Genomic DNA, 13111 nt, shown 5'->3' with positions numbered 1-13111 from the left:
TGTATCGGCAGTTTTTTTAACATTCAGATATTGAAGTGTGGGACTACTAGCTATATATTAAAATCAGCATTTAAGAATATTCATTGTCATTTTGTGGAACTATTTAGTTTGTAAGTTATTGTTGAAGGGAGCTTTTTACAAATGTCAGAAAATCTTTATGAAAAATTAGGTGGGGAAGCTGCAATATCCAAGGTGGTCGATTATTTCTACAATGAGAAGGTATTAAAGGATGAAACGGTAAACCATTTCTTTGATGAAACAGATATGGAAAAACAACGTAGCCATCAAACAAAATTTATCAGTTATGCTTTAGGTGGACCTAATCAATACTCTGGCCAGTCAATGGCAAAGGCGCATGAAGGCATGAATCTCAAGCCCGAGCATTTTAATGCGATTGTAAGTCATCTACATGACGCCTTAGCACATTACGGTGTGAGTTCAGCTGAAATTGACCAAGCTTTAACAAAGGTTGCTTCATTAAAAGATGATATATTATATAAATAAATATGAAAAACAAAAGCGATCCAACTTATGGGTCGCTTTTGTTTGTATATCAATAATGTAAACGCTTAACAAGATCGTTATTTTTCAAGTGAATTGAATAATTTACAGAATATTAAAATTTAGGCCGTTGACAATAAATATCACTGGTGATATCCTTTTGTTAGAAAAGCTAACATCAAATGTAAATAAAAACAACGCGATTATTGAAATTTATAATTTTTAGGACAAATCTACATTTTTTAATTCAATTTAATTGTTAGGAGTTCTGACATCATTCTTGTTTTTACGACAAAAAATGTAATCTACAAATTCACATATAAAGGATTTTAAGGAGGATGAAAATGTTTTCACAATACGATTTTGCTTCAGGCTTTGATGAAATGTTCGATGAACAAGGGGAGATACGAAAGCATTATCAAAAAATCTATGATCAATTATTGGAAATGGGTCAATCTGAATTAGTAGAAATAAAAACCTCCATGCAGGATTATATGATGAAGCAAGGGGTGACCTTCACGTTATACAGTGGCGAACAAGGAAATTCATTGGAGCGAACTATTCCAGTAGATATTATTCCGCGAGTCATTCCAACTGATGAATGGACATTGATAGAAAAAGGTGTCAAACAAAGAGTGATGGCGATAAATCAATTTATCCGCGATGTTTATCATGAACAGGTCATTCTCCGCGAAGGGATTATTCCTAGGAAAATGGTAGTCTCAAATCCGTATTTCCTTACTGAAATGATGGGCGTTAAAGTCCCTGGTGATGTTTATATCCCATTAGCGGGAATTGATTTAATCCGTGATGACAAAGGACAATATTTTGTTTTGGAAGACAATTTAAGAACCCCATCCGGACTTTCTTATATTTATAAAAATCGAACTTGGATGAAGCGACTGTTCCAGGATTTGATGACAAATCATAACGTGCGTCCAATCGATAAAAGCTTAGATTCCTTGTTAACCATACTTCGAAGTCTTTCTCCAACTAATAAAAAAGATCCGATTGTCGTTTTGTTGACTCCGGGTTGCTATAATTCTGCTTACTTTGAACATACATTTATCGCCCAACAATTGGGGATTCCACTTGTTGAAGGCAAGGATTTGAAGGTCATTAACCAAAAAGTTTACATGAAGACGATAAAAGGATTGCAGCAAGTCGATGTTGTATACCGCCGTGTCGATGATGAGTTTCTCGATCCGCTATGTTTTAGGGCTGACTCCGTATTAGGTGTTCCAGGAATCATGAACGCTTATCGCGCTGGTAATGTTGCAATTGCAAATGCACCAGGAACTGGTATTGCAGATGATAAGGCAATGTACACCTATGTACCAGACATGATTCGTTTTTACTTAAATGAAGAACCGATTTTGAACAATATTCCTACATATGTTTTGGCGCGCGAAAAAGACTTACAGTATGTACTAGCCCATTTACCTGAAATGGTGGTAAAGGAAACCGCTCTATCAGGTGGATACGGTATGTTGATTGGACCTTGCTCAACTGAACAGGAAATCACCGAGTTTAGGCAAAAAATTATTAAAGATCCTGCAAAATATATTGCGCAACCAACTATTAATCTATCGAGTGTACCGTCACTTGTTAGGGATGGAGTCCAAGGACGACATGTAGATTTAAGACCGTTTGCGTTTATGGGAGTAAATGAAATTGAAGTGTTGCCTGGTGGTTTGACAAGAGTAGCCTTAAAAGAAGGCAGTCTAGTTGTGAATTCTTCCCAAGGCGGCGGAAGCAAAGACACTTGGGTGTTAAATTATTAGACTGAGTTGATGTTTAGTGTTGATTTTTCGCAAGTTGATTGGAGCGGAAGGCACGAAGACTCCTGCGGGAGTAGCTGGTATGGGAGACCCCACAGGCGCGAATGCGCCGAGGAGGCTCCCAACTAGCCCTTAAGGTGCGCGAAGTGCCTGAAGCGGAAATCAACATTTTGTATAAACAGCGAATAAGTATATAGGAAAGAAGTGAAGGGTATGTTAAGTCGAATGGTTGCATCATTTTATTGGATTGGTCGGTATACAGAAAGAATTGATTATACTGCACGACTCGCAGATGTGAATTTATATGGGCAGCATCAGTTAAAAGAACAAGAAGACTATTGTCATTCAATCATGAACTATCTTACTTATGCCAGAAACAATGTTCGTGAGGTAAGACAGTATGCTAGCAATCGGATGTGGGATTCAATTAATAGCTTTTATTTATGGTTAGCAGAGCAAAAAAATACCAAAGAACAACAAACACCATTTAAACTATTAAATCGTGTTCGTAATGAAGTATCGTTATTTCAAAATGTCACGGATTCATCGATGCTCCATGAAGTTGAGTGGGGATTCTTAAATGCCGGCGAATATCTAGAACGTGCGGAAAATACAGCCCGTATGATTCTGTTGTTTTTAGAATCGCTTGATGAAGTTGAAGATGACTTACGAAGCATTGATTATCATCGGCTCTTTACATTGCTAGAAAGTGTTGATGGAGTTGAGGCGTTTCGCAAGATATATGCTAATCAATTTACACTGGATAAAATCGTTGAATTTCTTCTATTAAATTCAGTTTTTTCGAGATCAACCTATTTTTGTTTATTTGCAATTGAAGAAAATTTAAAGGAAGTAAAAATTGAATATCAATTGGATCATCTTGCAAAAGTAATTCGTTTGGTGAATCGATTACGAGCGCTTCTATTCCAAGCGCTGGATTTAAACGGGAAAACCATCAGTGAGTATCGTGAATTTATTCACGCCATTATCTTGGGTTGCAGCCAAATCAGCCAGGAAATTGAAAGAAGTATTGCTTATGATCCAGAGGTGACTGTTGCAGAAAATTTTCCCCGGAAGCTGGCTGAGCTTGTATGAAGCTAGAAATTATACATCAAACGAATTATTCATACGAGGGCAATGTTGGATACAGTGTCAATGAGATTCGCTTAACTCCTAGAACGAATTTTCGGCAATCGTGTGTCAATCACACGATTACAACCTATCCATCGGCGGAGTTATTTTCCTTCCAGGACTATTTTGGAAATATTGCTCATGGCTTCACAGTCGCAATGCCGCATCAAGAGCTCGTGATAAAGTCTCATTCGATTGTTGATACCCATGAAAAGGATCGCAATGAATACAATCTATTTCCATTTAAAAAAGAGCAGGAATTTTTACAAAGTGATAAGTTTATCAATCACTATGCTGAATATTTAGTGGCTACACCTTACACAATGATTACGGAAGATATAAAGAAATACGCGATGACACTCCCTGATCTTGAAAAGGCAGGGGGCGTCTTTCATCTATTAAGAGATATTTCCGAAACGATTTACACGACGTTTATCTATGATCCAAATGCAACTCATGTACATACTACAGTTGAAGAAACGTTAAAGCTCAAACGGGGGGTTTGTCAGGATTTTGCTCATCTGATGATTTCGATTTGTAGGATTAAAGGGATTCCGGCCCGCTATATAAGTGGTTACCATTTCATTGGTGATCTTCAAGGTGACCACGCTGACTATGAGCAAGCCTCGCATGCGTGGATTGAAGCGTATGTACCGGGGATTGGCTGGGTAGGGTTTGACCCTACTAATAATGGGTTAATCAATTGGCGCTATGTGAAAGTTGGGCATGGTCGTGATTACCGTGATATCGTTCCGGTAAAAGGCATTTACCAAGGTATGTCGAGTCAAACGATGACAGTAGAAGTAGATGTAAAGGTAGTAAAAGAATAGGTTGACGTGAAAAACAAACTTCATCAACGACGATGAAGTTTGTTTTTACATATAAGGATATATTTCATTGACACTATATAACGAACATGATATTTTATAAGAAACATATCGTTCTGTATACAGAACTAATAATAAGGCTGTTTTAAAGCTTAGTATTCATTTTTAACATAGCCAATGATAAAGCAATATTTATATGGATCTTATAAAAAGAGCAGTTTTTTTTTGAATTAGATGTTCTTTAAAGTGAACAAATAATCCTGGACGAGGTAGAGTGAATGATTGGTAATATAATTAATGAACTTCGAAAAAAGAGAGGCCTTTCCTTATCAGAATTGGCTGATCGTGCAAGAATCTCCAAATCCTATTTGAGTAACATAGAACGAAATTTAAACCAAAATCCTTCGATTCAAGTGATGCAAAAAATTGCTTTCGTGCTTGATGTTGATTTGAATACCTTGCTCATCAAAGATCACAGAGACCAAGATGAAGATAACAATGAAAAGGAATGGGAGACTTTTGTTAATGAAATTAAGGACTTAGAAAGAGAACAAATTAAGGAATTTAAAACGATTGTCGACTATATAAAATGGAAAAACAATGTGAAGTGATACCATGAGTTATATATAATGACCAAATCTTAATAAAAGTGGTGGGAATGTGGATAAAGAAATCAATATAAAAAAGCTGGTATATGTCATTCGAAAGCGGATTTGGATTGTTATTGCCCTCTCTATATTGTTTGCTTTGTTAGGTGGAGTTTACAGCATGTTCTTTACCAAGCCTCTTTATGAATCATCATCACGACTTATTGTGAATGCTGAGCCTGAGTTAATGAATACGCTAATGGTAATGATTGAAGAGCCATCATTTTTGGAATATGTTGTCGGCACTTTAAACTTGGATACAACCCCCGAAAATCTCAGTGAACATATTTCTGCTGAAAGTATTGAGGGTTCCTCGATAGTGAAAATCTCTGTCGTTGATGAAGACCCCAAAATGGCAAAATTAATCGCCGATACGACGGCAATGGTATTTCAAAAAGAGATTCCAAAGTTGCTTGAATTCAAAGATATATCAATTTTTTCGACTGCAAAGGTAAGTTCTGATCCGATTAATGATGATCACGAGACTAGGATATTACTAGGTTTAGTCGTCGGAGCATTATCCGGGATTGGCCTCATTTTTTTAATGAACTTCTTTGATAATACAATTAAATCTGAACGTGAAGTGGAGCTTTTGTTGAATTTACCGGTGTTTGGTAGTATTTCGAAAATGGATTCACGCAAATCTTCAACATCGAAGTATAGTCGCTATAAAGTTCTTGATAGGAGAGCATCTCATGGAGCAATTAAGTAGGAAACCATCCACTGTTAGAAGGAAAATAAATCTAATCTCATCTACAAATTTTTATAGTAAAGTATTGGAGCAATATCGTTCGATTCGGACCAATTTTCTGTCTTTTACAAAAGGACAGGATTATCGAAGTCTATTGATTAGCTCGCCAAATAGTGACGAAGGTAAATCGACGATAGCTGCCAATTTTGCCATATCATTGTCTCAGCAAGGAAAAAAAGTTCTGCTTATTGATGCTGATTTAAGAAAACCAACCTTACATTTGTCGTTTAAAACGGATAACACCTTTGGTCTCTGTGATGTATTAAGAGGGAATATTAGCTTGAATGATTCGATAAGTAAAACTGATATCAGTGACTTGGATTTATTATCAAGCGGTTCAATTCCATTTAATTCTTCTGAACTATTAAGTTCTCACGAAATGTCAAAATTAATAGAGAGGGCAATAGAGATTTACGATGTAACAATAATTGATGCACCAGCGTTGTTGGAAGTTGCTGATGCAAAAATCCTTGCCGGTCAATGTGATGGATCGATTCTGGTGTTGAAGTGGGGGAAAACAAAAAGTGATGAAGCCCTTGAGGCAAAGAAATCACTTGAATCAGCAAATGCAAAGGTTTTAGGGGTAATTTTAAACGAAAAGGATTAGGGGTCTCTTTCCTTGAAAGATTATCCTGTTTTTTTACTTGGGTTGTTCTATATAAAGTACAGTATTTTCGCAATAATGAATTTTTTGGGTGATGTCTTCTAACCGGTATCAATGGAGGCACTCGGTCATGCTGTGGGTTGTACCAGACCTTAGACGTGAGTCGTCAGGAGTGTGATGTGAGGCGGGGTTAGATGCCCTAAACTATATATGTCATTTGAAGGAAAATATGAATCGTTGAAAAATTTCATTATATCGTCTATCTAAGTTTAGATTATATAATGAAATTTTTTAATGATTATTTTAAAAAAAGGAGCGATATACTGGCATGAATTAGTGGTGATGCTGGTAAAAGAACGATGAGAAAAATACTTTATATTACAACGGTCAGTGACACGATTAATTCTTTCCTTGTACCGCATATTGAAAAGTTGAAGCTTGAGGGAAATGTTGTTGATTGTGCCTGCTTTATTGATGAAGAAATTGATCCTAAGCTGCCTCGTTTAGGGGTACTGGTCTATAATGTCCCATTTACGAGAAACCCACTTGACCCAATAAATTACAAGGCATTTAAGCAATTAATTAAAATTCAAGAAGAATATTGCTATGATATTGTCCATGTTCATACACCAATTGCTGCTTTATACGGCAGGTTATTAAAATTAAAATTTCCGCAACTAAAAACGATATATACTGTACACGGCTTTCATTTCTACAAAGGTGCTTCATTAGTAAACTGGAGTCTGTATTACCCAATTGAAAAACTGATGGCACATTTCACAGATACGATCATTACAATTAATTCCGAGGACCACAAGCAAGCGAAAAAGCTTAAGTGTAAGGAAACGCTCTTTGTCAATGGCGTCGGTGTTAATCTATCAGTCTATAACAAGGATTTATTTGATCGGAATCAGGTTAGAAGGAAGCTTGGACTAGATGTGGATGATTTTGTTCTGATTATGATTGCTGAGGTGAATAAAAATAAAAACCATCTGCAAATGATTGAAACAGTTCAATTATTGAAGCGGAGAGGAATTGAAGTCAAGGTTATTTGTGCCGGAGGCGGACCGTTGTTGAAGGAACTTAAACAGGAGGTTGTTGAACGAAATTTGGATAACAATATCCTATTTTTAGGTTCACGAACAGATGTGAATCAATTAATTGTTGCTAGTGACCTAGGGATTCTAGTGTCCTATCGCGAAGGTTTGCCGAGGAATATTATGGAGATAATGGCCTGTCAGAAGACGATGATTGGTACTAATATTCGTGGGATAAGAGACCTAATTGATGATGGTGTGACGGGTTTTTTAGTTAATATCGGGGACAGTAAGGCGACTGCTGCTAGAATTGAAGAGCTTTTTCATCATCGTGAGAAGCTTCGTCAAATGGGAGCAAACGCCTATGATTCTATTAAAAAATATGATGTCAGTACCGTGATGAAAAGTATGGAAAGGGTTTATCGTTAAGTATGGAACAAAAATATGTAATGTTTAGCATACAAAATATTCTCATCTTAACAATGGTTCTTTTCTTTGGATTTACCTCGTTAAGATTTGGTGGCTTTGGAATGGGTGAAATCATTCTATTGTTTTTTTGTACATTTCAATTAATTGGACAAAGGACAATAATCCTCACATTGGAGAAACATTTGTTTTCTATGTTTTGGATTAGTTATCTTTTTGTCATTACGATTGGCTATTACGTCAATCGTTTTTTTGATATTTATACCCAGTTTGTTTCATTTGATTATAAAGCCTATATTGTTGTGCTTTTTTTGTGTTTGACTTTTGAGACGTTGTTTAAAGAGAGTAGTTTCGTTCAAGTATACAGCATTATCCGTTTTATCTATTTTTGGGGATTAGTTGTGATAGGTTGTTTGTTTGTATTGTATTTGGAAGGGTATCGGGTTTTGTTTGGCTATTACATTACTTATGCCGGATCTGATATTTTCTCGCCATTCGCAAATGATTATCATCAATTTGCATATTTTATAGCACCACTTCCATTTGTGGGCTTATATATTTTTACAAAAGAAAACAATTTCACATTGAAAATTCTGGCAATCCTCGGTGTGTTTTTAAGTGTCGATATTGGTCTATCAACAACCTCATCAACGTTGTTAGCGGCTTGGCTATTGGCCTTTATGGTGATGATCTTGTTTACGGTAACATCTGGTTTAAAAAAGATGAAAGATGATGCAAGTCTGTTGATTTTCCTCATATGTATTGTCAGTATTGTGGTGATCTTCAATTATGAGCAGATAATCGAGATGATAGATGAATTTTTTCACGCTGATTCCAACGGTGGTAGCAGATTGGTAATCTGGACAAATGCAATTAGAGCCTGGCTATATTCTCCCATTTTTGGACTTGGGCCTGGCTCATATAGCGGTGACCATGTTTTTGGAGGATATGAAGCGCATAATACATTTCTGCAAATTTTAACTCAAGGTGGAATCGTCGCTGGCATCGTTTATATCCTTTTTATTTTCAAATTGATCAAAATGACACATCAGAACCTGTTTCTTTTATGCGCCGTGGTTTCGTTAATAGCTTATGGCTTTGGTATCAATGATTTACGCAGAACGGTACTATGGTTTTATTTTATCTTATTCTATTATTTAAGCTTTAAAAGTAAAGGAGAAGGCAATTGATGGAGCTTCCATTATTATCAATTATTATCCCTGTTTATAATGCCGAAAAAACAATTGGAAGGGCAATATTAAGCGTGATTGAACAGACGGAGGTTGATTTTGAATTGCTATTAGTGAATGATGGTTCAACCGATAATAGCTTGGCTGTTATGACGCAATTTGCCGAAATGAATCCAAGAATTAAGCTGTTTTCAAGACCAAATGAAGGGGTTAGTGGGGCAAGGAATTTTGGGATTGAGCAAGCAAAGGGGAAATTCATTAGCTTTCTGGATGCTGATGACTATTATGCTGAGAATGGGCTCGGGAGTTTTATGAAGGAGCTTGATGATCATACCCAGCTCGTGATTTATGGCTATGATATTGTCTATGATACAAAGACGATTGAATGTAGTCCGCCAGTTAAACCTTCCTTGAGCTTTACCGAGAAAGAATCTTTTCGTGATTATTGTCTCTTATTAATCGAGGATGAAATCATCAATGCGCCGTGGAACAAGGTTTATTTAAAGAGTTATTTGCTTGAGCATCAAATTTTGTTCCCAGCCGACTTAGATATGGGTGAGGATCTGAAGTTTAATCTAGACGTCCTTAAGGATGTTCAATATGTGAAAGTAATCCCAAAACCTCTAGTGAACTACACAGTTAAAAAGGGAGCTGGCCTTGTTTCTAAGTTCAGAGCGAATCGCCTTGAATTACGGTACATGCTCATGATGGAGTTGAAAAAACTAATCTTCACTTGGGGAAAACTTGATAAAACGGAAGCCTTGATTGATCGAATGTTAATGAGAGATATCATGGCTTTTTTTATGGACTTTTATAAACAAAATTGCCCGTATAAAAGCGCAGAACGCAGGGAGATTGCCGGAGTGATCCTTAAGCAGGAAGAGATAAGGGAAATCATTATGAGACATCAGCCAGACGATTTTATCACAAAGTTGCTGAAAATAATCTTAATTACATACAATAGCAGGCTGATTTTATTATCGGCAAAAATATTAAATATTGGGCGGGGGTTTCGATGAACATAACGGTAATTGTTGCTGCCTACAACGTTGAGAATTATATTGAAAAATGCCTGCAATCAATCATTTCCCAAACTTTTGAAAACTTACAAATTATCGTCGTTAATGATGGATCGACTGATGGGACGCTCACGAAAATTAACAATATCGCTACGAGCGATAGGCGATTTTTGGTAATCAATAAAGAGAATGGCGGACTTAGCTCTGCTAGAAATGCAGGTCTGGATATGGCGAGTGGTGATTACATCGGCTTTATTGACGGAGATGATTATATTTCTCCTGGGATGTATGAAAATCTTATCAAGCAAATAGTTGATTATGATTGTGATATTTCAATGTGTGCAGTTCAAAAGGTTTATAACAGCTATGTAGAAAATGATTGCCTAAACGAGTCTTCCGCAATCCTTAGTAGACAAGAAGCTCTTCAGGCGCTTGTAGATGAGGAGTTTGTTAAGCATTATGCCTGGAACAAACTTTACAAAGCGAGTTTGTTTGAAAAAATTCGTTATCCTGTTGGAAAATTATATGAAGATATTTTTACAACTTATAAGTTGTTTAGTTTGGTTGACAAAGTAGCCTATTCGAATCAAATAGGCTACTACTATCTGCAACGACAAGGTAGTATTCTACGGTCCAAATTTGATGAAAAAAAACTGGATTGCATTGCTGCATTTGCAGAGTTTAAGGACTATGTAGATCATGATTTTCCTAGTCTTAGCAGTAAGCTGAATTGGCGAGTGAACCTGTCAGTCATTAATTCGCTGTTTGATATGTTGAAGTCAGAAGCAATTTACCCGGATTGTCAGTATACGAGCCTCGGTCGAAAGCTCGTAAGTCATGTCCGTAAAAACCTCTTGTTTTATGTCATAGGACGGGATATTGCTCGGGAATATAAAGTTTTGGCGCTACTTTCCTTAGGCGGCTATCGATTTATGAAGCTGTTGTTTCATACCTCAGCTATTAAAAGAATCATCCTTAAGAAGACGGCGGAATTGGCATAGGGGTGTAGTGGATGAAGAAGATTCTATTTGTGATCGATCGCATGGTTATGGGAGGGACAGAGAAAATTTTAATTGACATTGTCAACCATCTTCCTGTGGATCAATATGAAATAACGGTATTTTCACTGTTTGCCGGTGGTGATTTGGCTAATCAGTTTAATAGTGGAGTCCGACATTATAGTTGGTTTAAGAAACAGTATAAAGGAATTTACCGGGTGATTCGTTTTTTTAACCCTGCTAAAATCTATCAAAAATATATAACGGAAACCTATGATACTGAAATATCCTTTAAGACCGGAATGCCTGAGAAAATTATCGCTGCATCACCAAATCCAAATTCTAAGAAAATTGCTTGGATTCATGGTGATATGGAGCATCAAAACTTTGGTTTTGAAAGTCATGTGACTAAAGCAAATCAGCTTCAATGTTACTCGCAGTTTGATGAAATTGTCACCGTTTCAGAGAAGTGCAAAAGAAGCTTTCAGCGAGTTGTAGCTAATTTTGATAATGTGAATGTGGTGTATAACGGTGTCGATATTAACAAAATTAGTCAGCATGCAGAGGAAAAGTTTGATTTAGTCAAAGCGCAAAACTTGATTCATTTTGTAACGGTAGTGCGTCTTCACCATGACAAAGGGATAGATCGTTTGATTTTAGCAGTAGAAAAACTAGTTAACGATGGTATAAGTGGTTTTAAAGTATGGGTCATTGGTGATGGCGATTTACGTACAAGATTACAGAATATGATTGCCGAAAGAAATCTGGACGAAGCCATAGTGTTATTAGGGGGACAAGTGAATCCATATAAGTATTTGAAGCAAAGTGATATTTTTATTTTGCCGTCAAGAACGGAACCGTTTGGTATTTCGGTCATTGAGGCAATGAATCTGGGGCTTCCGGTCATCAGCACCAAATGTGGCGGTGCCGAGGAAATTATCGGTGCCAATGAGTTTGGTAGGTTAGTAGAAAATAACGTTGCCGGTATTTATGATGGTCTAAAGCAGGCTATCATCAACTATGAACTGGAACAAGAAGTTTGGGTCCAAAAGAGTCTGGAACGAGGAAAACAGTTTAGTATTCAAACCATGATTGAAAAAGTAGAGGAGGCATTGTTTTCAACATGCTAGACCAAGCTTTAGTCAGTATTATTATGCCAATTTATAATGCCGAAACGTATCTTGCGACTGCGATAAATAGTGTGCTAAACCAATCCTATCAACATCTTGAATTGTTGTTGATTAATGACGGTTCAGATGATGGCAGTGCGATGATTTGCGATGATTTTGCCAAGGTTGATCGACGGGTTCGGGTTTATCATACAATAAATAATGGACCGGGTGCCGCACGCAATTTCGGCATTTCTCTGGCAAACGGGGAGTATATTCAATTTATTGATAGTGACGATTTTGTTGAGAGAGACATGATAAAAGAGATGCTTGCAAGTTTGCAGCGAAACAATGCTGACTTAGCTGTGTGTGGAATGAAGCGGAGCTTTCCTAAAGAAAATCTCGAGGAGTTGTTCTTTATTCCGAAAAAAATTTCCTATTATCACGAAATAAAGAAGGATTTTATGCATTTGTTAAAGCAGGGGTTAGCATATTCCTCGTGCAATAAATTGTACAAGAAAAGCATTATTGAAAAGCATAACATCCGCTTTGATACTGAAATTTTGCATGGTGAAGATGCTATCTTTAATATCGACTATCTGTTTCATTGTCGTAAGATTAAGATTCTTGACACACCCTTTTATGTGTACCAGCAAAGGCAAGGAAGCCTGATCAATCATTATTACGAAGATAAGGAGAAAGCTCAGGTTTTATTGTTTAATAAACTAAATAACTATTTATCGAATCATATTCACTCGGATATCAAAAAAGAGTTGCATGCTTATTATTTAATGGAATTTAGCTATGTCATTTTTCAAAATTGCACGAGCATAAATAGCATGAGTGACTTCGTTAACGCTATCAAGAATACTCGAAAATTTGTAAAAACTCCTGAATTCTTGAACGTGTTAAATCATACTTACTCGTATAGTTGGATTCAAAGGCTGGTTTTGCTTTTAGCGAAATTCAAGGGTGTGCCGTTAATTGTTGTGATTTTTTATTTATATGACAGGCTGAGAAATCGTAATTATGTGGGCTCATTTATTGAATTGTTGGCGCTCAGAGAACTTGTAACCCTTGGAGGATAAAA

13 protein-coding genes are annotated in these 13111 nt (G+C 36.6%); all 13 read left to right on the top strand.

From position 1 onward, the window contains the following. Window positions 1–141: 141 nt before the first annotated feature. The 13 genes from HHO41_RS11260 to HHO41_RS11200 all read left to right on the top strand — a co-directional run bounded on the left by HHO41_RS11260 (window position 142) and on the right by HHO41_RS11200 (window position 13109). On the top strand, window positions 142–504 hold the full coding sequence (locus HHO41_RS11260; RefSeq protein ID WP_169098568.1) for a group I truncated hemoglobin: 363 nt from the start codon (window positions 142–144) through the stop codon (window positions 502–504). Window positions 505–845: 341 nt separating this feature from the next. Next, complete coding sequence (locus tag HHO41_RS11255; RefSeq protein ID WP_169098566.1) at window positions 846–2285, top strand: circularly permuted type 2 ATP-grasp protein; 1440 nt, start codon at window positions 846–848, stop codon at window positions 2283–2285. Between the two features lie 210 nt (window positions 2286–2495). Next, window positions 2496–3377: an alpha-E domain-containing protein gene (locus HHO41_RS11250; protein ID WP_169098662.1), complete on the top strand. Its 882-nt coding sequence runs from the start codon at window positions 2496–2498 to the stop codon at window positions 3375–3377. Continuing rightward, window positions 3374–4243: a transglutaminase family protein gene (locus HHO41_RS11245; RefSeq protein WP_169098564.1), complete on the top strand. Its 870-nt coding sequence runs from the start codon at window positions 3374–3376 to the stop codon at window positions 4241–4243. The genes HHO41_RS11250 and HHO41_RS11245 overlap by 4 nt, the downstream gene beginning before the upstream one ends. 275 nt (window positions 4244–4518) lie before the next feature. Continuing rightward, window positions 4519–4851: a helix-turn-helix domain-containing protein gene (locus tag HHO41_RS11240; protein WP_169098562.1), complete on the top strand. Its 333-nt coding sequence runs from the start codon at window positions 4519–4521 to the stop codon at window positions 4849–4851. A 49-nt stretch (window positions 4852–4900) separates the two neighbouring features. Further along, window positions 4901–5599: a Wzz/FepE/Etk N-terminal domain-containing protein gene (locus tag HHO41_RS11235; RefSeq protein WP_169098560.1), complete on the top strand. Its 699-nt coding sequence runs from the start codon at window positions 4901–4903 to the stop codon at window positions 5597–5599. Continuing rightward, window positions 5583–6245 carry a CpsD/CapB family tyrosine-protein kinase gene (locus HHO41_RS11230; protein ID WP_169098558.1) on the top strand — a complete coding sequence of 221 codons (663 nt, stop codon included), beginning with the start codon at window positions 5583–5585 and terminating at the stop codon, window positions 6243–6245. The genes HHO41_RS11235 and HHO41_RS11230 overlap by 17 nt, the downstream gene beginning before the upstream one ends. Before the next feature lie 356 nt (window positions 6246–6601). Next, entirely contained in the window at window positions 6602–7708 is a 1107-nt protein-coding gene (locus HHO41_RS11225; protein ID WP_169098556.1) for a glycosyltransferase family 4 protein, read from the top strand. 191 nt (window positions 7709–7899) lie between these two features. Then, window positions 7900–8895, top strand: a complete 996-nt coding sequence (locus HHO41_RS11220) for an O-antigen ligase family protein (protein WP_348981264.1) — start codon at window positions 7900–7902, stop codon at window positions 8893–8895. Continuing rightward, window positions 8895–9914, top strand: a complete 1020-nt coding sequence (locus HHO41_RS11215) for a glycosyltransferase family 2 protein (protein WP_169098552.1) — start codon at window positions 8895–8897, stop codon at window positions 9912–9914. Before HHO41_RS11220 ends, HHO41_RS11215 begins: the two co-directional genes overlap by 1 nt. Beyond that, the gene (locus HHO41_RS11210; RefSeq protein WP_169098550.1) at window positions 9911–10915 is read left to right on the top strand and encodes a glycosyltransferase family 2 protein; all 1005 of its coding nucleotides are present in this window, start codon (window positions 9911–9913) and stop codon (window positions 10913–10915) included. The genes HHO41_RS11215 and HHO41_RS11210 overlap by 4 nt, the downstream gene beginning before the upstream one ends. Before the next feature lie 11 nt (window positions 10916–10926). Then, window positions 10927–12042: a glycosyltransferase gene (locus tag HHO41_RS11205; RefSeq protein WP_169098548.1), complete on the top strand. Its 1116-nt coding sequence runs from the start codon at window positions 10927–10929 to the stop codon at window positions 12040–12042. Then, complete coding sequence (locus tag HHO41_RS11200; protein WP_169098546.1) at window positions 12036–13109, top strand: glycosyltransferase family 2 protein; 1074 nt, start codon at window positions 12036–12038, stop codon at window positions 13107–13109. The genes HHO41_RS11205 and HHO41_RS11200 overlap by 7 nt, the downstream gene beginning before the upstream one ends. Window positions 13110–13111: the final 2 nt, after the last annotated feature.

Origin of the sequence: Bacillus sp. DNRA2 (assembly GCF_012843265.1) — a bacterium.
In the GTDB taxonomy this organism is placed as follows: Bacteria; Bacillota; Bacilli; order Bacillales; family Cytobacillaceae; genus Bacillus_BU.
Note: the sequence above shows the minus strand (reverse complement) of the source record. Positions and strands in the feature narration are given on the sequence as shown.

Bases quoted from the DNA above. Each gene is read 5' to 3' on its own strand.
- HHO41_RS11215 (WP_169098552.1), top strand. From the start codon at position 8,895: ATGGAGCTTCCATTATTATCAATTATTATCCCTGTTTATAATGCCGAA.
- HHO41_RS11225 (WP_169098556.1), top strand. From the start codon at position 6,602: ATGAGAAAAATACTTTATATTACAACGGTCAGTGACACGATTAATTCT.
- HHO41_RS11260 (WP_169098568.1), top strand. From the start codon at position 142: ATGTCAGAAAATCTTTATGAAAAATTAGGTGGGGAAGCTGCAATATCC.
- HHO41_RS11220 (WP_348981264.1), top strand. From the start codon at position 7,900: ATGTTTTGGATTAGTTATCTTTTTGTCATTACGATTGGCTATTACGTC.
- HHO41_RS11255 (WP_169098566.1), top strand. From the start codon at position 846: ATGTTTTCACAATACGATTTTGCTTCAGGCTTTGATGAAATGTTCGAT.
- HHO41_RS11240 (WP_169098562.1), top strand. From the start codon at position 4,519: ATGATTGGTAATATAATTAATGAACTTCGAAAAAAGAGAGGCCTTTCC.
- HHO41_RS11210 (WP_169098550.1), top strand. From the start codon at position 9,911: ATGAACATAACGGTAATTGTTGCTGCCTACAACGTTGAGAATTATATT.
- HHO41_RS11245 (WP_169098564.1), top strand. From the start codon at position 3,374: ATGAAGCTAGAAATTATACATCAAACGAATTATTCATACGAGGGCAAT.
- HHO41_RS11230 (WP_169098558.1), top strand. From the start codon at position 5,583: ATGGAGCAATTAAGTAGGAAACCATCCACTGTTAGAAGGAAAATAAAT.
- HHO41_RS11200 (WP_169098546.1), top strand. From the start codon at position 12,036: ATGCTAGACCAAGCTTTAGTCAGTATTATTATGCCAATTTATAATGCC.
- HHO41_RS11205 (WP_169098548.1), top strand. From the start codon at position 10,927: ATGAAGAAGATTCTATTTGTGATCGATCGCATGGTTATGGGAGGGACA.
- HHO41_RS11250 (WP_169098662.1), top strand. From the start codon at position 2,496: ATGTTAAGTCGAATGGTTGCATCATTTTATTGGATTGGTCGGTATACA.